Source organism: Helicobacter valdiviensis, assembly GCF_003245365.1.
In the GTDB taxonomy this organism is placed as follows: domain Bacteria; phylum Campylobacterota; class Campylobacteria; order Campylobacterales; family Helicobacteraceae; genus Helicobacter_D; species Helicobacter_D valdiviensis.
On the sequence record NZ_NBIU01000003.1, the window covers coordinates 1 to 17,053 of the forward strand.

The 17,053-nt window shown below is 31.8% G+C and carries 17 protein-coding genes and 1 pseudogene; 4 read left to right on the top strand and 14 right to left on the bottom strand.

Going from position 1 to position 17,053, the window contains the following annotated elements:
- The 9 genes and pseudogenes from B6S12_RS01565 to B6S12_RS01610 form a co-directional block, all read right to left on the bottom strand.
- Positions 1–350 (bottom strand): annotated as a pseudogene (locus tag B6S12_RS01565) (hypothetical protein); the annotation flags it as partial.
- 1,196 nt (positions 351–1,546) lie between these two features.
- Complete coding sequence (locus tag B6S12_RS01575) at positions 1,547–2,104, bottom strand: D-glycero-alpha-D-manno-heptose-1,7-bisphosphate 7-phosphatase (protein WP_111229077.1); 558 nt, start codon at positions 2,102–2,104, stop codon at positions 1,547–1,549.
- A gap of 11 nt (positions 2,105–2,115) precedes the next feature.
- Complete coding sequence (locus tag B6S12_RS01580; protein WP_111229078.1) at positions 2,116–2,661, bottom strand: queuosine precursor transporter; 546 nt, start codon at positions 2,659–2,661, stop codon at positions 2,116–2,118.
- A gap of 81 nt (positions 2,662–2,742) precedes the next feature.
- The gene (gene rpsR, locus B6S12_RS01585) at positions 2,743–3,000 is read right to left on the bottom strand and encodes a 30S ribosomal protein S18 (protein WP_111229079.1); all 258 of its coding nucleotides are present in this window, start codon (positions 2,998–3,000) and stop codon (positions 2,743–2,745) included.
- Between the two features lie 11 nt (positions 3,001–3,011).
- Positions 3,012–3,524, bottom strand: coding sequence for a single-stranded DNA-binding protein (locus B6S12_RS01590; RefSeq protein WP_111229080.1), 513 nt, complete (start codon positions 3,522–3,524; stop codon positions 3,012–3,014).
- A 15-nt stretch (positions 3,525–3,539) separates the two neighbouring features.
- Positions 3,540–3,947, bottom strand: a complete 408-nt coding sequence (gene rpsF, locus B6S12_RS01595; protein WP_111229081.1) for a 30S ribosomal protein S6 — start codon at positions 3,945–3,947, stop codon at positions 3,540–3,542.
- 83 nt (positions 3,948–4,030) lie between these two features.
- A complete protein-coding gene (locus tag B6S12_RS01600) occupies positions 4,031–5,032 on the bottom strand; it encodes a DNA polymerase III subunit delta (protein WP_111229082.1) in 1,002 nt (333 codons plus the stop codon).
- A gap of 18 nt (positions 5,033–5,050) precedes the next feature.
- Positions 5,051–7,249: an RNB domain-containing ribonuclease gene (locus tag B6S12_RS01605; protein ID WP_111229083.1), complete on the bottom strand. Its 2,199-nt coding sequence runs from the start codon at positions 7,247–7,249 to the stop codon at positions 5,051–5,053.
- Positions 7,242–8,075 carry an HDOD domain-containing protein gene (locus tag B6S12_RS01610; protein WP_111229084.1) on the bottom strand — a complete coding sequence of 278 codons (834 nt, stop codon included), beginning with the start codon at positions 8,073–8,075 and terminating at the stop codon, positions 7,242–7,244. The genes B6S12_RS01605 and B6S12_RS01610 overlap by 8 nt, the downstream gene beginning before the upstream one ends.
- Before the next feature lie 167 nt (positions 8,076–8,242).
- Between B6S12_RS01610 and B6S12_RS01615 the strand changes: the two genes are divergently transcribed.
- Positions 8,243–9,181, top strand: coding sequence for a DUF2860 family protein (locus tag B6S12_RS01615; protein ID WP_111229085.1), 939 nt, complete (start codon positions 8,243–8,245; stop codon positions 9,179–9,181).
- 9 nt (positions 9,182–9,190) lie between these two features.
- The gene (locus B6S12_RS01620) at positions 9,191–9,421 is read left to right on the top strand and encodes a DUF2798 domain-containing protein (protein WP_111229086.1); all 231 of its coding nucleotides are present in this window, start codon (positions 9,191–9,193) and stop codon (positions 9,419–9,421) included.
- Between the two features lie 307 nt (positions 9,422–9,728).
- Here the strand turns inward: B6S12_RS01620 and B6S12_RS01625 are convergent, their stop codons facing one another.
- The 5 genes from B6S12_RS01625 to pheS form a co-directional block, all read right to left on the bottom strand.
- On the bottom strand, positions 9,729–10,271 hold the full coding sequence (locus B6S12_RS01625) for a YceI family protein (RefSeq protein ID WP_111229087.1): 543 nt from the start codon (positions 10,269–10,271) through the stop codon (positions 9,729–9,731).
- Between the two features lie 114 nt (positions 10,272–10,385).
- Complete coding sequence (locus B6S12_RS01630; RefSeq protein ID WP_111229088.1) at positions 10,386–11,213, bottom strand: 4-hydroxy-3-methylbut-2-enyl diphosphate reductase; 828 nt, start codon at positions 11,211–11,213, stop codon at positions 10,386–10,388.
- Between the two features lie 17 nt (positions 11,214–11,230).
- A complete protein-coding gene (aroA, locus tag B6S12_RS01635) occupies positions 11,231–12,535 on the bottom strand; it encodes a 3-phosphoshikimate 1-carboxyvinyltransferase (protein ID WP_111229089.1) in 1,305 nt (434 codons plus the stop codon).
- Positions 12,532–14,895, bottom strand: coding sequence for a phenylalanine--tRNA ligase subunit beta (gene pheT, locus B6S12_RS01640; protein ID WP_111229090.1), 2,364 nt, complete (start codon positions 14,893–14,895; stop codon positions 12,532–12,534). Before pheT ends, aroA begins: the two co-directional genes overlap by 4 nt.
- Positions 14,892–15,887 (bottom strand): phenylalanine--tRNA ligase subunit alpha, encoded by a 996-nt coding sequence (pheS, locus tag B6S12_RS01645; protein WP_111229091.1) that lies wholly within the window; start codon positions 15,885–15,887, stop codon positions 14,892–14,894. Before pheS ends, pheT begins: the two co-directional genes overlap by 4 nt.
- 136 nt (positions 15,888–16,023) lie before the next feature.
- Here pheS and B6S12_RS01650 point away from each other — a divergent pair, with 136 nt between their 5' ends.
- Positions 16,024–16,404, top strand: a complete 381-nt coding sequence (locus B6S12_RS01650; RefSeq protein WP_111229092.1) for a histidine triad nucleotide-binding protein — start codon at positions 16,024–16,026, stop codon at positions 16,402–16,404.
- Positions 16,405–16,420: 16 nt separating this feature from the next.
- Positions 16,421–17,035, top strand: a complete 615-nt coding sequence (locus B6S12_RS01655) for an NYN domain-containing protein (protein ID WP_111229093.1) — start codon at positions 16,421–16,423, stop codon at positions 17,033–17,035.
- The last annotated feature ends 18 nt before the right edge of the window (positions 17,036–17,053 follow it).

Genomic DNA, 17,053 nt, shown 5'->3' on the forward strand with positions numbered 1-17,053 from the left:
CCTCCATTCTTTCCTTTTTCAAAATGAACTTCATAGCCTTTACCTATATTAAATCCTCCACCCCAAGCAATTACATTGTTTTTATTATTACCGCTAATGTTCATACAATTACTTTTTCCAGCACAACTACTAATACTTCCACTACTTCCATTTGTAAACTTTCCACCACTTGGTAAAGTAATATCTTTAGCTAATACTAATTGATTAGATAAAAGTATAGAAGCAACTATACTAATACTAAGAGTTTTTCTAAAAGAATGATTTCTTTTAGAATGAATAAGAGTATGAGTATGAGAAATTATCTCTTTACTCTTTATACTTCCTAGTTTCTTTTTAAGTTCTTGTTTCATTATTCTTTCTCCTTTTTGTTTTAAAACATTAATGTTTTTGTTTGGATTCTTTTTAAAAGATTAAAAGAATCTAGTAGAGGATTCATAAATGGGGAAAAGAATCCTCTAATAGAGTCTTTTATAAGAAATAGAATGTATAAAAGAGTTTTTAATTTAAAAGAAAGAGAATGTTTAGTATTGATTAATGTGTTAAAGAGTTTATTAAAAAGTTTAGATTTAAGAGTTGTTAGTTTATAGATTGTTATAGGGATAGATTTAAAATAATTGAAAGATATAAAATCATTGAGAGTTTTAGAATGAATACTAATACTAGATTGATTAAAAGGTTTAGATTTAAGAGTAGAGTTATTTGTTTTTATTAAAGAGATAAATATTAAAAGATTGTATGGTAGTTTAAAGAAATACAAGAATGTTATTATAAGAGTTATATTAGTAAGTTGTGAAAGTTTAAAGAAATCATTTAAGTTAAGGCTATTGGTTGTTCTTTTATAGATTGCTTCTTTACACTTACAATAACAAGAAATACCTTTAAGGATAAATCTAAGATTATTTTGAGTTCTAGGAACTCTTACAATAATAATAGAAGATAATAGATTGCTACAATAATTACATTGTTTTGTGATGATAAAGAGTCTTGCATTGGCAAGAAAATACTCTCTAAAGCATCTAAAGTAACAAAGAAGAGTTAATAAAGAGCTAGAATGCCCCCCCCCCCCATTATTTAGAATATTTACTTTTTTAGATAGATTTTTAGAGGAGTTTGGGGGTAAATGGCTTCTATGATGTCTCATTGCGTTTTCCATTAGCATTTGATTAGAGAGTGATAAAGCTGTGATTTTGCTAATGCTGATTTTTTTAAATAGATGTGAAAAAGCCTTTATAAATACCCCTTTTGAAACAAATAAGCTAGACTATGAATGTAATATTTATTTTTGATATAAATTAATTTTACATATTAATTATATAAAAAAATAAAATAAATTATTTTGTTTTGTGTGTGGGATTTTATAAATAACTCTTTTAAATTTTAATAAAATATTTTTTATTATTTTGTATTATCTTTACAAAAATAAATAATATCTACATATAATTAATATAAAATATAATAATAAATAAATATTTTGTAAGCAAAAATAATGCAAAAATGTTTTTATAGATAAAGGAGGCCAATAAAGCTTCCTAGTTGATTTTGTGGATTAATTAATGATTTTTAAAGCTTCTTGGATGGTTTTGATTTTATGTGTAGAGTTGGGTGCTTCTCCCTCTCCTATATATATTCTATTTTGCACGCCTATATCTTTCCCTGCTTGCATATCTGTATCTTTATCTCCTAGGATATAGCTTTCATAATCGCTTAAATTTAAGTTAAAATCTTGGCAAGCATCTTTTAGCATTTTACTATGTGGTTTTCTACAAAGACAATTTTCTTCTTTGGTGTGCGGACAATAATAAATACCATCAAATCCTATATTTTTTGGTATAAAACCACTTTCCCTAAGAGGTATAGTGAGCATAGAATTAATGGCATTTTGTAAAAAACTATGCAGTTTCAAAAGATCTTCTTTGGTGAATAAGCCTCTATGGATACCTGATTGGTTGGTAACCAAAAAGCAAAGAGCATCTTGTTTTTTAAGCTCTAAAAAGAGCTCCATAAAACCTGGTGCAAAAAAGAAAGTTTCTATTTTGAAGCCATAAGGTGCATCTTCTAAATTCACTACCCCATCTCTATCAAAAAATACAACTTTTCTTTTCATGGATAACCTTTTTAGCGTAAGAAGCCAAAAGCCCCTCTAAGTCTGATAGCAAAAAGCCAAAACCAAGGAGTATTTAAGAATGCTAAAATGAGTTTGATTAAATAATCTCCTAAAATAATCATAACAATACTTTGCCATGGCATTACAAACAAAAATGCAACATGGAAGAAGATTAAAGTATCCACAAGCTGTGAAGTAGCTGTGCTTCCTGCACTTCTTAGCCACCATAAGCGTGGGAATTTTGACTTTAGATAATAAAAGGCATAGACATCTACTTGTTGTGAGAGAAAAAAAGCCATAACACTAGCAAGGGCCACTCTGAATTCTGCTAAAAACATAGAAGGGATAAAAGCACATAAAATTCCTAAACGGACAACTTTTAAAACTTCTTTTTTGCTATAACGCTCCGCTAAAATATCGGCTAATAAAAAGGTAAAAGGGTAGGTTAATGCACCATAAGTTAAAAAATCATTAATTGTAAATTGCACCAAATAATTAGAAGCGACAATAAGGCTTGTAAAAACAGTAACCGAAAATAATACAACCAAACGAGGCATAAAACTCCTTAACAAATTAAAAAAATTTAATTCTAATAAAACCTTTTTAAAAAGTTAATTCCCTCATAAAGAGGGAAGAAATTAGATTTTAAAAGGGTTTTCAACCACTTTTTTTCTATCCACGATATAAGGAATAAGTGCCATATGTCTAGCACGCTTAATCGCTACTTCTACACGCTCTTGCCATTTTTTAGAATTTCCTGTCAAGCGGCGTGGCATAATCTTGTATCTTTCTGATAAAGAATGCTTTAGCATATCTACATCTTTATAATCAATAAAATCAATTTTTGCTTCTGTGTATCTGCAATATCTTTTTGAATATCTTTTTTTCTCTGCCATTGTTTATCCTTTTAGAATGGTATTTCATCATCATTAATATCAATTTCAGGAATCACCGGTTCTTTAGGCGGTGCTTTTTTTGCCATTGTTGGAGCTGTTTGGACTTGTGTGTTATAAGAAGGTGTGCTATATTCTTGCTCATATTCGTTATAACCACCGCCATTGTAAGTGCCTCCATAGTTTTCTTGGCTTTGACTTTGGCGTCCGCCTAGCATTTGCATACTTTCTGCTGTAATGCTGTGGCGACTTCTTTTTTGTCCTGTGTTATCCACCCAACTTTCTAAAACCAATCTTCCCTCAATAAGAACTTGCGAACCTTTTTTTAGATATTGGTTTGCCACTTCAGCAGTTCTACCAAATAGATTTACATCAATGTAGCACACTTCTTCGGCGGGTGTGCCATCTTGCTTTTTATAGCGACGATTGATTGCTAAACCAATTTTAGCAAGTGCAGAACCACTAGGAAGATAACGCAACTCTACATCTCTTGTTAGATTTCCTGCCAAAATGACTTTATTAAACATCTAAAAATCCTTAAATTATTGGGCTTCTTCAGCCTTTTCTTCTTTTTTGCTTTCAGTTTCAACTTCTTTTAAAGGAGCACCTTTTTTGTTGTGGATTGCTCTATCTACTAGAACTTCCCAAGCTTTTTGCTCTTTTTTGCTGTCGTATTTGATTACAATAAAGCGTAAAACATCTTCGTTAATGCGATACAAACGCTCTAGCTCTAAAACAAGTTTAGGTTCTGCTTTGAAATAGATTACAAAATAATACCCACGCTTATTTTTTTTGATTTCATAAGCAAGATTTCTCATACCCATATCTAAAGTGGCACTAATTTGTCCGCCATTGTTTAAAATCGCACTTTTATAAAAATCAATTTTTTGCACGATTTCTTCTTGTGTAAGAGTAGGTTTGATTACAAACATAGTCTCATAAAAACGCATAAAATCTCCTTTTGGAATTTTGCCCTTTCTATTTAAGTAAAGAGCAAGGAATTAATTTTACAAAATAATTGTAAGCTAGTATTTTAGCGTAAAATTTCTTCTAATTTTATTAAAGTATTTAAAAGCCCATTATCTTTATTGATACCTTTAATAGCTTCTTCACGCCTTGCATTTAGTGTATATAGAATTTTTTCATATTGATCTTGTTTTATCATAATGGCTATTTTTTTACGCTTTTCTAAAAGTGCTGGTGGAAGTTTATAGCCTAGAACTTCTTCTGAAGTTGCATTGCCATAAAGCTTAATGTGTGAGAAAAATAAAAAATGTGTGAAAAAATATTTTTGCATATCATTGAGTAGTGAAATCTCTTCATAGCCTTGTTCTAAAAAGCCTTTCAAAGTTTTTAAAAAAGGTTTTTTAAAAACAAGAGCATCTAAAATTTCTTCATAATCTATGCTTCCTAGCCCATAGCCTAAATTTTGCACTAAATTAGAATCTATTTCGCCTTCAAATATGCTGTATTTTTGAAGTTCTGCGATTGTTAGTGCTAAAGAGTTGTTTTGTTCTTCTAAAATTTTTCGTAATAAAAAATCAGTAATTTGAATGGAAAATTTATGGGCAAATTCCCTTAAAATCTCCAAAGCTTCATAGGGGCTTGGTAAGAAAAAACGCGCTTCATAGACATCTTTTCCTTTAAAGCTACCTGCCATTGCTCTGCAATCTTGTGCATATTCTGCTTGGGTTTTATTTTCTGCTTGATAAAACTCTACAATCAAATATCCACTTTGTGCTTTTAAAATGCTTTCAATTAAGCTATCTAACTGTTTTTTGGGAATTTTTTTGTCGCATTTTATCCATACTAGATTTTCATCACCAAAAAGTGAGCCTTGTGTAAAACAAGAGAGTGCATTTTCATAATCATATTCCCCAAAATAAAAAATATTTTTTTGCACCCCTTTTTCTAAGAGAGTGTTTGCGATTTTTTGTCCATAAAATCCCGGTAAAAAACTTTCTTGTCCATAAAGAAAAATGGCTCTTATTAAAGAATTGTTTTTAAGTTTTGTATCTAGTTCTTTTTTATACATTAACCTTTTCCTTTTGTGCTAGCTCTTTTTGGTTTCCATTGCTTTTTTGTTTGCTTTTTGACGCTTTCTTTTTGCTTTTCTTTTGGGGGCTTTTTGTGCCTGTAATGCTTTTTGTTTGGATTTTTTTATTCTATTGGCTTCATTTTGTGCTCTTGCCTCTTTTTTCTTTGCTAAACGCTCTTTTTTTTCTTTGAAATAATTTTGAGCATATTGTTTGTTTTTAAGTCCCATTGCTTCTTCATTGAAGAGTTCTACAATGCGTCCATAAACTCTAGTTGTGGCAATATTTACTTCTAAAATCTCTACTCTTGCCTTTTGGTATTTGACGCCTTCGCCTTTTAGACAAGTAACTCTAGCACCTACAACAGGATAGTTTGTGAGAGTAATTAGCTGTGGAGTATTTTCATTTGTAATAATTCCCTCATAGGTTGTGCCAATGTGTTCGTTTAAATAGCGTGCAAATTTTCTATCTTTAAAATCAAGCTCCACCTTGCTTGCTTCTTGTTCTAAATGGTTAAGATTTTCACATAAGAGCAACAATGCTCCTTTGCTTCCATAATCTTCTACAATTTTGATTTTTTCTTTGATTAGTCTGTGTAATATTAAATCGCTATATCTGCGAATAGGTGATGTAAAGTGGCTATATTCTGTAAAACCAAGACCAAAATGTCCTACATTATGAGCAGCATAAGAAGCTTGACTCATAGATTTTATAATAAGTTTATCTACTTGTTCTTGTATTTTTAAGCGTTTTGCTTTTTTTTGCACTTCTTGAATGTTTTTGTGGAACTCTTCCAAGTTTTTAGGGATTTTGTGATTTTTGACTAAGCCTAAAAGTTGCAATTCATAAAATAACTCTTTAATATTGTCTAGGCGTGGTTTTGGGTGAATTCTATAAATGCCAAGTTTTAAATCTTTATCATTTTTTGTATTTTTTTTAGACAATAAGAGCGCACTTTGGATATTTGCTAAAAGCATACATTCTTCTATTAAATTATGTGATAGGGTTTGCTTTTCTTGTAAAATGCCACTGATTTTTTGATGTGTGTTTAATAAAAGTCTATATTCATGGTTTAAAAAGTCATATCCAACTTTTAAACGCTTTTCTCTTAGTTTTAAGATTACATCCTTTAGATCTTTAAGCATTTTTTGGGAGGTAGGTTTTATGATTTTGCTTATCCCTTTTTCAAAAAGTTCATCCACTTCATCATAAGTAAGCTTCTGCTTTACTTTAATAATTGCTTCAAATATTTCTGCTTCTAAAACTGCTTTGGTGCGTCTATGGAGGCGGATTTTCCAAACCATTGCAAGACGGAGATGGTTTTCTTTTAAAGAACAGAGGTTTTCACTAAGGCTTCTTGGGAGCATGGGAATAGATTTGTGTGGAAAATAAATGCTAAAACCTCTTTTTTGTGCCTCTTGATCTAAATAGGAATTTGGAGTAACATAGTGGCTAACATCTGCTATTGCCACATAAAGTGTGGAGTTTAATGTATCATAGAAGATAGCATCATCATGATCTTTAGCATCTTTTGGATCAATCACACAAAAGGGAAGATGAGAGAGATTTACTCTCTCTTCATAGTTTTTTAATCTTAGCTTATCGCCAAATTTTTTTGCTTCTAATTCTGCATTAAAAGAAAATTTTTCATTTTTTCCATAAAGAGCTAAAGAGATTGTTTCATCAATATTTGGATCTTGCAATCTGCCTAAAACTTCTAAAATCTCTCCATTATCAGGATTGATTTTTAGCACGACATCTTTAGGGAGTGCGCGGAGAGATTTACTAGAGGCTTTAAGTTTGTAAGCAACTTCATTTTGTAAGCCTATTCCTAAAAATTCAAGTCCATATTGCTCTAGCACACAAAGCACACTTCTTTTATTTTTTTGTAAGATATAGATCACTCTTCCCATATTGGGAGATTTTCTAAAACTCTTTACTAAGGCTATATCACCATTTTTGGCATGATTAAGACTTAGCTTATCGGGTAAATATAATTCTTTTTTGCCAAAAGGAATTTGGAACTTTGCAATACCGCGTCCTTTTTTGCTAAGATAGATTTTAGCAACTCCAAATCTTGGTGCTAAATGATAAAAGCCATTTTCTAAAATAGCAATACCTTCTTTTAAGAGCCGTTCTAGTTGCTCTTGCATGGTGGTAGCTAATTTGTAATCTTTAGAGATTCCTTCTAAAAGAAGATTAATAATTTCATTCATTGGTATTTGGTTTTTGTTGCTCTAGTTGCTCTTTGCTTTGTTCTAAAACATTCTTAAAAGCTTCTAAGTCTAAATTTTTCTCCACAATAATTTTGCTAACTTCATCTATTTGTTCTTGAGTAAAAAAATAATAAGGCGTGATTAAAGCATTGACTACACGCAAAGGATAGACAAAGGCTTCTAAGTCCTTTGGGACATCTTTATCATTGATTGCACTAATAATTTCAATCATTTTATCTTCAAAATTCCATTGTTTAAGCAGTTCCCCACAGACTATAAAACAATCAACGCCTAGCATTTCTTTTTCTATTGCTTGATTTTGTTTGAAATCTGTTTTGGAAATTTTTTTGTAAAATTCTTTGTCTTTGTGGTTTTTGATGAGATAATCAGCAATTACTACACTGCCAATATGCATTAAAAGAGCACAAGGGATTAAGATTTCTAATCTTTTGTCGTTGCAAAGCCATTGGTATAAAAAAGCACTTCTTGCTTCTGCTGTGTGGTAAAAATGATGGGTGTCTAATCCATAAGGGGATAAGTTTGGCACAAAGCTTGATTTTACTGCACTTGCAATAGCAATGCCTTTAATGGAATTAATTCCAAATAAACTTACAGCAAAACTTAATGTTTTAATTTGTTTGGTATGCCCATATAATGGGGAATTAGCACTTTTTATAATGTTTGCTACCAAAAAAGGATCTTGCTCTATAACTTTTACGACTTCTTTTAAAGATGCATCGCTTCTAGAGCAGAGTTCTTGAAGCTGTGCGATAACTCTTGGAAGGGGCGGTAAAGACTCAATATCAGATAAAATAGAAGTTTCCATAAGTAATTTACCTTATTTTAAGGCTATTTGTAAGCCTTATTCTTAGTTGTATTGTGCGTATTCTACCAAAAACATTGTTAAAAATAAAGTTTAATTTCTTTTAAAGCTTGCAAGACTACAATTCGCTTTTTAAAATTTTTAATTACTATTTAAATTTAGGAGTTTTTATGTTGAATAAAATGATTATAGGTTCCCTTGTGGCAAGTGCTTTTTTGGTAAGCATCAATGCTAGTGAGTTTGAACATGATGGATTTGGTGGTAGCATTAGCCTTGGTGGTGGTATAAGAAGCTTAAAGAGCAACATTAATCCAGCAAATGATGCAAGAAAAATAGGAAGCTACAATGATAAGCATTCAAGCAATGATGGGGCTTTGCTTGTTGGGCTTGATTTGTATTATAAAGGAATTAGAGGGGAAGATAAAGTTTTTTTGAAAAACTATAATGGACGCGATATTAGCGGACTTAGTGCAGGATATGCGTTTAATTATGGAGCGCATACTAGTGAAATTGCACTTGTGAGTGCTTTTGGAGAAGAAGCTTATGCAAATCCTTACCAGCTTAATGTGGATAGAGAGATTGTAGATCGTTATCAAATTGGTGGGAGAATTGGACATACTTTTAAGTTAGATGAGAATAATAAAATTTATGGAAATTATACTTTTGCAAAAGATGATTATGATAAAGAAGATTTAGCGGAGAGTTTGAAGCGTGATGGTTATATCCATGAATTTGAAATAGGCTATGGTTATCAAGGATATAGTATTGGGGTATTTTATGATTTTAAAAATGCTAAAGGTGGTGCTGAAAGCTATGATAGCTATGGTGTCAAGCTAAAAGCTAGTTCAAAAATCTTTGATGAAAAAACTTTTGCTAAAGCAGGGTTTGAATATGGCAAAAGAAACTATGATGATAAAAATATTATCTTTGATAGAAAGAGAGAAACCGATGTTGTGAAATTAGATTTTACACTCACTAGAGAGGATATTTTTGGTTTTAATAATTTTTATGTTTTTGCAAGCTATCTTTATGGAAATTATGGCGATGATATTGGATTTTTTGATGAGCGATACCATATTGGCTTAGCAGGTGTGGGTTATAGATTTTAGGATTTTTTGATGTTTCCTAAGAAGTTTTATCGTCTTATTTTTACGACACTAATGAGTTTAACAATGAGCTTTATGATGTCTGGGATTATCACTTATTTAAATCTTGGATTTAGTAGTGATTTCTTCTCGCAATGGCTAATACATAGCTTCCCAAAAGCTTGGGTTGCTGCCTTTGTGGTGGCATATATTGTAATCCCTAGAGTTGCTAAGATTAGTGAGGCCTTAGTAAAAAAAGATTGATTTTCTTGATAAAAATTAAAATGGCATAAAGCACAAAATTTACTTTAAGAGGTTTTTGTTTTGTCTTTGGAATTTTTGGTGGGTGGAATGCAAGTGAGATTTAAAGTATGGGGCAATAAATAACAATACTTTTATTCGGATTTTATGGGGGATAAATATTAAAATTATAAAGTTTGAAAATATCATCAATTTTTTAATAGAATAGCAAACTTTTTAAAGTTTTATTGGTTTTTGAAAAGTTGTATGGATACCAAAATAAAATTTTTAGTATTCAAGGAAGAAAAAGGATAAAAGCTCCAAAAGAGCTTTATTGTGCGTTTGCACTAAGAGAGAGAAGAATTTCTACTTCATCTCCTACAAGGCTATCTTTTAGACTAGATTCCCAAACCACACCAAAATCAGATCTTTTGATTTTTGTGGTAGCATTGATTTTTAAAATCTTACCCTCTAGTTTTGGAGTTCCACTAAATACTACTTCTTTTGTTTTGTCTTTAATGGTAAGATTTCCATAAATCTTTCCTGCTTCCATCTTTGTCATTTTAAAAGTCATCGCAGGATATTTCTCTGCATTAAAAATATCAGGTGCTCTTAAGTGGTTATCTCTTTGTGTGCTTGCAGTATCTACAGAAGCAATTTCTACATTGCCTTCAAATGTATTTAAAACCTTTTTACTTTCATCATAATCAATCACTGCACTAAATTTAGTAAATTTACCATCTACATTGGTAAGTTTTAAGTGAGATACTTTGAAATCTACCTTTGAATTTGCATTGTCTAGTGCATAGGGAGTGGCTAGTGCTGGTAGGCTAAGCATCGCAACAATCGCTGAAATTTTTAAGAATTTGTTCATCTTTTTTCCTTTGTTTAAAAATACATTTTATTCTACCATACTTTACTAAAAAATAATAAATTTTATAAACTAATAATAATTATTTTATAAGAATAATGGGAATTTTTGTGCCATTTATTTAAAGCTTTTTAAGCGTTCTACAACTTTATCAATAATCCAATTAGGAGTAGAAGCACCTGCACTTACACCGCAAATTTGTTTTCCTATAAACCAAGTTTCTTGTAGTTCTTGTGCCTCTTCAATCAAATAGCAATCTTGACAAAATTCTTTAGAGATATTATAAAGTTGTTTAGTGTTTGCAGAGTTTTTTCCGCCCACGATTACCATTACATCCACTTCTTTAGCCAAGCTTCTAGCTGAATCTTGATTGTCAAATGTGGCATTACAAATGGTGTTAAAAACGCGACATTCTGAGCATTGTGGGATTAAAAAATCTGCAATTTTTAAAAATATTTCTACATTTTTAGTGGTTTGCGAAATGAGTGCAACTTTATCAGAGATTTTTATGTCTTTTAGGGCTTCTAATTTATCAATTACTACAGGTTCATTTTGGCAATAGCTCATTACCCCCTTAACTTCAGGATGTTTCACATCTCCAAAGATGATGATTTGATAACCCTCTTTACTCATTCTTTCGCAAATTTCTTGAGGTTTGGTTACAAAAGGGCAAGTAGCATCTGTGATATTGTTTGTTTTTTTCTTTAGCTCTTCTAAGTCGTTTTTGGTAATCCCATGTGTTCTTATAATAACTTCTTGGTTAGGTTTTACTTCTTGAATATTTTCATTTACCACTACATTAAAATTCTCTTTTAAGCGTTCAATTTCTTTTGCATTGTGGATAAGTGGCCCTAAAGTAATGCTATTTGGTTTGCTTTCAGCAAGTTTGATTGCGCGTCTTACACCAAAACAAAAACCATAATTTTTTGCTAATTTTACTTCCATATTTACCTCATTATTTTTTAATTTTTCTCTTCTAGTGTGGTAATTTCTTTTAAAATATTTAAAAAATTAGGAAATGAAATATTGATATATTCTGCCTCTTTTATGGTAATTCCACTTTTTAACCCTGCAATAGCAAAGCTCATAGCAATTCTATGATCGCCAAAGCTTGAAATTTCTGCTTTTTTAAATTCTCCACCTACAATGCTAAAACCATCTTCAAACTCTTTTGCTTCAATCCCGCAAGCTTTTAGATTTTCTACTACTGCATAAATGCGATCACATTCTTTTACTCTTAGTTCTTTTGCGTTTTTAACAAGGCTTTCTCCTTTAGCACAAGCCATAGCAATAGCAAGTGCTGGAAGCTCATCAATAAGCCATGAAATTCTTTCACTCACTTCTATACTTTGGAGTGTGTTAGGGGCTTTTAGATAAATATCGCCAATATCTTCATAAGCACTTTGTGTGATTTTATATTCTATCTGCACACCCATTTTTTCTAGCATTTTAAAGGCTTCTATTCTTGTAGGATTTAATAAAACATTTCTCAATATCCCGCTAGAATTTGGCATAATAGCAATCGCAACTGCAAAGAAAAAAGCACTAGATGGATCGCTTGGTATTTTGATTTCCAAGCCTTTTAATTTTTCTTTTAAAGGAGTGATTTTGATTTTTACTGCTTCTTTTTGAATGTCGCTTTGAATGTCTGCTCCCATACCACAAAGCATTTTTTCAGAATGGTTACGGCTAAGTTCGTTTTCATAATAATAGCATTCTCCTTTGGAAAAGAGAGCTGCTAGGATGAGTGCAGATTTTACTTGTGCGCTTGGAATTTCGCTTTTGAAAGTGAAATTTTCAAGATAAGGATTGCCTACAATTACAATGGGAGCATATTTTCCCTCATCTCTTCCATAAATTTGTGCCCCTATACTGCTTAATGGCTTAGCTACTCTTCCCATAGGACGCACATTTAAATATTCATCTCCACTCAATACAAAAAGTCCCTTTTGTGTGCTTAAAAGTCCCATATAAAGCCTAATGGCTGTTCCTGCATTGCCACATTCTAAAATGCCTTTAGGCTCTTGTATGCCGTCTTTTGGCGGGATTAGTTCTATGCCTTTTGTGTGTTCTTTAATGCTAAGTCCAAGTTGTTTGGCTATTTTTAAAGAATTTAGTGTATCTTCACCTAAAAGATAATTTTCCACGAAAGAAGAATCTTTGCAGAGCAAAGAAAAAATAGCACATCTATGAGAAATGGATTTATCTGCCGCAATAGAATTTGTATCTAACCGAAAATGGGTAGCAGGTTGGATAGTAATTGTCATCTTAGCTCTGCTTTAAAGTCTTGTTTTAAGCACTCTAGCACTTTATTGGTAATTTCTACAATATCCTTTTCTTCCAGGGTTTTGTGGCTAGATTGTAACTCTAAACGAATGGTTAAACTAATTTTATCGCCCAGACTTTCTTCTTTATATACATCAAGCGGATAGCTTCCTACAATTTCTTCAATTTTAAGAGATAAAATAGCCTGTTGTAGTTTATAATATGGGATATTTTTATCTAATAGGATACTTAAATCTCTAATTGTTTTTTGGTATTTTGAGTGCATTTTAACTTCTAGATTTTTATAACTTAATTTATCTAGTGTAATTTCACACACAAAAACATCTTCTAACCCTAATTCTTGTGATGTTTTTGGGTGAAGTTTAGAAATAATACCTACCTCTTTATCTTCTCTTAGAACTTTTGCACATTGTCCTAAGTGGAAAAAATCTTTATTGCAAGAAGTATTTTCTTCTAGCCTAAAATCTCCAATTACGCGCGAAACTCTATCGGCAAAAGTGTAAAACTCTCCTTTAATTCCTTTTGCATTGGGATATCTTTCTTCTTTGAGGAAACCACTTTGTAAAAATGCAATTTTTACACTTTCATTGCGATTTTCATCATATACAGAGCCAATTTCCATTAAAGAAACCGCATTAAAGCCATTATTGTGGTTACGCAATGCTGCCTCCATAAGTCCAACAATCATTGTAGGGCGTAAGGTATTTAAATCATTAGTGATCGGATTTAAGAGTTCTAATTCTTCTTTTAATGTGCTAAAGCCATATTTTTGAAATTTTTCTTTGCTACCAAAGATGAAATGAATAACTTCGTTAAATCCTGCACCAATAGCTTTTTTGGCATATTCTCTTTTTTTGAAATATAGATTGTGTGCTTTATTGAGTTTATTGCCCTGTATAAAACTAAGTGGAGCATTAGGCACATTATCAATACCAATAAAGCGGATAATTTCTTCAATTACATCTTGATAATTTGTAATATCGTGTCTAAAAAAAGGTGGCGTTGCAACAAGAAGCGTTTCATCTGCTGGGATTTCTATTTTGAATTCTAAGCGTTTTAAAAGTGTGGCAACTTGTGAGCGTTCTAGTTTTAATCCAATGACTTTAGAAGCTTTTAGAATATCAACAGTGATAGGATTTGTTTGCGGTAATTCTATCAAGTCATGCCAATCAGCATAAACAAGAGAATTTGCATTGTCTATTACTTTTTCACTTAGAAAGTCAAAGCCTAGTTTTAAATCTGGATTGCTTCCGCGAGAAGTGCGTTGGAAGATTTTAGGATTCGTTTTGGCTTTTGTTTCTAAAACTCTTTGGGCGAGGATATGAGGAGGAATATAGCTAGCTTCTAAGATAATAAAATCTTTGCCACAGCTTCCATTGAGTTCTTGTGTGTTGCTTTCTAGTCCGATAGTGGATAGTTTTGTATTGCCATTATAAACGCTTTCAAAGCCTTTTTCATCTTTTTTAATGGTTAGCACAACGCGTTCTTGCTCGGCTTTATCGCGGATTTGGCAAAAACTTTGTGGATAAGCATTTAAAATTACACCTGTATAAAGCATACATAAAGCACTAAGATTGCTTAAATATCCTTCGCTAAGCACTTCATTAAAGCCAAGCAATAATAGGAATTTTAAGGGTAAATTTGCAGAAGCATTTTCTAATGCAAGATATGCAAGAGAACTTTCTTTTTTATCTTGAGCAATTACTTGTAGCACTCTTCCAATGCCTGGTGTATTTTCACTTTCTTTAGGTTTTGGTCTATTAAGTTCTAGTTCAAAAGCTACGCTAAGCTCTCTAGCAATTCCATAAACACTCATACAATCACCGCGATTTGGAGTTATAGAAATCTCATAAACTTCATCATTAAAGCTAGCATACTCACTAAGTTCTTTACCTATGATTAGTTCCCCTATGCTTTCATCAAGCTCTATAATGCCATCATTAATTGAAGGAAAGCCTAGCTCGCTAGAAGAGCAAAGCATTCCACAGCTTTCAACTCCACGCAAGGTAGCTTTTTTAATTGTAACTTGTGGTAATACTGCCCCCTCTAATGCTACTGCAACAAACAAGCCTTCTTTTGCATTTTTTGCCCCACATACAATTTGTCGTATTTCATATTCGCCCTCTTTGCCACCAATAGCTACTTGACAAATATTGAGTTTTGTAGCATCGGGATGTTTTTTGCATTCAAGAATTTTTCCAACAACCACTTTTTTAGGGGCTACAAGAGCATTAAAGGACTCAACTTCTAACCCTATTTTATTTAGAATGCTACAAATTTCTTGTGATGTAATATTATGTAATGGAATGATTTCTTCTATAATACTGCGTGTAAATTTCATTTAAATTGCTCCAAAATTCTTAAATCACTTTCAAAAAATGCCCGTAAATCTGGCACGCTATAAGCTAACATTGCAAATCTTTCTACCCCCATACCAAAGGCGTATCCACTTACATTTTCATAACCTACTGCTTTAAAGACATTGTTATCCACACAGCCACAACCTAGAACTTCTAGCCAACCTGTATGCGAACATACTCTACATCCGCTACCACCGCAAAAAATACAGCTCATATCTACTTCAGCACTTGGTTCGGTGAAAGGGAAGAAGCTAGAGCGGAAACGCACTTTAACCTCTCCAAAAATATATTTTAGAAAATCTTCTAAGATAAATTTTAAGTTTGCAAAACTCACACTATCGTTTCCTTCTTCTACAACCAAACCTTCTACTTGGTGAAACATTGGGGTGTGTGTTAAGTCATAATCGCATCTAAAAACGCTTCCAGGGCAAATCATACGGATAGGTGGTTTTTGAGATTCCATTGTTCTAATTTGCACAGGTGAAGTATGTGTGCGTAAAAGTTTTCCATCTTTGAAATAGAAGGTATCTTGCATATCTCTTGCAGGATGGTATTTGGGTAGATTTAATGCCTCAAAATTGTGAAAATCATCTTCTACTAAAGGTCCCATCTCTAATGCAAAATTCATAGAGGTAAAATACTCTACAATTCTATCCATCATAAGCATTACTGGGTGGATAGAGCCTCTTAAGCTAGAGGGTGTAAAAAGACTAACATCAATCTTTTCTTGTTCTAATTTTGCTTGAAGCTCTAAAAAGCTTAAAGCCTCTTTTTTAGTAGCTAGAGCTTTTTCTATTTCTAATTTGAGTAGATTTAGCTCTTTTGCTTTTTGTTTTCTTTGGTCTTCTTCTAAATCTCTTAAAGCACTAAAGCTTGCAGTTAGAGTTCCCTTTTTGCCCAAAAGGGAGATTCTAATTTCCTCTAACTTTGCAAGGCTTGAGGCTTCCTCTATTTTTGTAAATATTTCTTTCACTGGTAATGTCCTAATTTTTGTAAAGTAACTTTGTGATTATAATAAGAAAAAGATTTACTAAACTTAATTTATATAATATAATTGTAAAATCTAAGGATAAAATTCATTTTTATCCATATAAACAAAAAGGAAACTTATGACTGTATTTGAAAAAATTATAAAAGGGGAACTTCCTTGCAATAAAGTTTTGGAAAACAATGATTATTTGGCTTTTCATGATATCGCCCCTAAAGCTCCCGTTCATATCTTGGTAATTCCTAAAAAATTTTATAAGGATTTCCAGACTTTAAGTCCTGATGAAATGGTAGGTTTTACAAGTTTTATCCAACAAGTTGCTAAAGAAGTTGGGCTAGATAAAAGCGGTTATCGTCTTATTAGCAATGTAGGAATTGATGGAGGGCAAGAAATACCTTATATTCACTTTCATATTCTTGGCGGTGCTAAGCTAAGATGGGATAATCTAGCACAAAATATTTCTGAAAAAGAAAGAATGGAAGAAGCTAAAAAAAGTTTATAAGCTTTTAGGCTTCTTTATGTTTCCTGCTATGGTTGCTCTTTTTATTGATGGACAGAATATTCCTTATAATTTGTATGAAGATATACTAAATCTTGCAAAAACCAAGGGCGAAATTCTTCAAACTTTCATTTTTGCAAATGTAGCAAGTTCTTGGAGTAAGGAAAAAATCAAACTCTTTGGTGCTATTCTTATTCTTATGGATGAAAATTGCGATGAATTTTTGCATAAACAAGTGCTAGGATTTATTAGAGAAAAACCTAAAGAACTCCATTCTGTTATTATTGCAAGTAATGATAAAGATTTCACAAAAACAATCAAAATTGTCCAAGAAGAAGATATGGAGGTTTTAGGGATTGGCTATAATAATCCTTCTAAAGAGCTTATGCAGGTATCTGATGGTTTTTGCACATTATTATCAAAAGAGAGGCAGAGACAAAAATTTTTAAAAGAAGCAGAAAATATAGAAGAAGTTGTAAAGCTCAAAGATGAAGTTTTTAAAAATAAAGAAATTATTACTAAATTACAAAAAGAAAACTCTGAACTTAAACAACAAATCAATAAAGAAATTCAAAAATATGCCTCTTGTAAGCTAAAAGAAACTACAAAGGAATTGCATTTTGAATATAAATAAAAACAAATTTTAGCTATC

What these genes read in the sequence shown, in the direction of transcription:
- rpsF (WP_111229081.1), bottom strand. Translation starts at nt 3,947, where the DNA reads ATGCGTTTTTATGAGACTATGTTTGTAATCAAACCTACTCTTACACAA.
- B6S12_RS01575 (WP_111229077.1), bottom strand. Translation starts at nt 2,104, where the DNA reads ATGAAAAGAAAAGTTGTATTTTTTGATAGAGATGGGGTAGTGAATTTA.
- B6S12_RS01605 (WP_111229083.1), bottom strand. Translation starts at nt 7,249, where the DNA reads ATGAATGAAATTATTAATCTTCTTTTAGAAGGAATCTCTAAAGATTAC.
- B6S12_RS01600 (WP_111229082.1), bottom strand. Translation starts at nt 5,032, where the DNA reads ATGTATAAAAAAGAACTAGATACAAAACTTAAAAACAATTCTTTAATA.
- B6S12_RS01630 (WP_111229088.1), bottom strand. Translation starts at nt 11,213, where the DNA reads ATGGAAGTAAAATTAGCAAAAAATTATGGTTTTTGTTTTGGTGTAAGA.
- pheT (WP_111229090.1), bottom strand. Translation starts at nt 14,895, where the DNA reads ATGAAATTTACACGCAGTATTATAGAAGAAATCATTCCATTACATAAT.
- aroA (WP_111229089.1), bottom strand. Translation starts at nt 12,535, where the DNA reads ATGACAATTACTATCCAACCTGCTACCCATTTTCGGTTAGATACAAAT.
- B6S12_RS01580 (WP_111229078.1), bottom strand. Translation starts at nt 2,661, where the DNA reads ATGCCTCGTTTGGTTGTATTATTTTCGGTTACTGTTTTTACAAGCCTT.
- rpsR (WP_111229079.1), bottom strand. Translation starts at nt 3,000, where the DNA reads ATGGCAGAGAAAAAAAGATATTCAAAAAGATATTGCAGATACACAGAA.
- B6S12_RS01620 (WP_111229086.1), top strand. Translation starts at nt 9,191, where the DNA reads ATGTTTCCTAAGAAGTTTTATCGTCTTATTTTTACGACACTAATGAGT.
- B6S12_RS01625 (WP_111229087.1), bottom strand. Translation starts at nt 10,271, where the DNA reads ATGAACAAATTCTTAAAAATTTCAGCGATTGTTGCGATGCTTAGCCTA.
- B6S12_RS01590 (WP_111229080.1), bottom strand. Translation starts at nt 3,524, where the DNA reads ATGTTTAATAAAGTCATTTTGGCAGGAAATCTAACAAGAGATGTAGAG.
- B6S12_RS01650 (WP_111229092.1), top strand. Translation starts at nt 16,024, where the DNA reads ATGACTGTATTTGAAAAAATTATAAAAGGGGAACTTCCTTGCAATAAA.
- B6S12_RS01655 (WP_111229093.1), top strand. Translation starts at nt 16,421, where the DNA reads ATGTTTCCTGCTATGGTTGCTCTTTTTATTGATGGACAGAATATTCCT.
- B6S12_RS01615 (WP_111229085.1), top strand. Translation starts at nt 8,243, where the DNA reads ATGTTGAATAAAATGATTATAGGTTCCCTTGTGGCAAGTGCTTTTTTG.
- B6S12_RS01610 (WP_111229084.1), bottom strand. Translation starts at nt 8,075, where the DNA reads ATGGAAACTTCTATTTTATCTGATATTGAGTCTTTACCGCCCCTTCCA.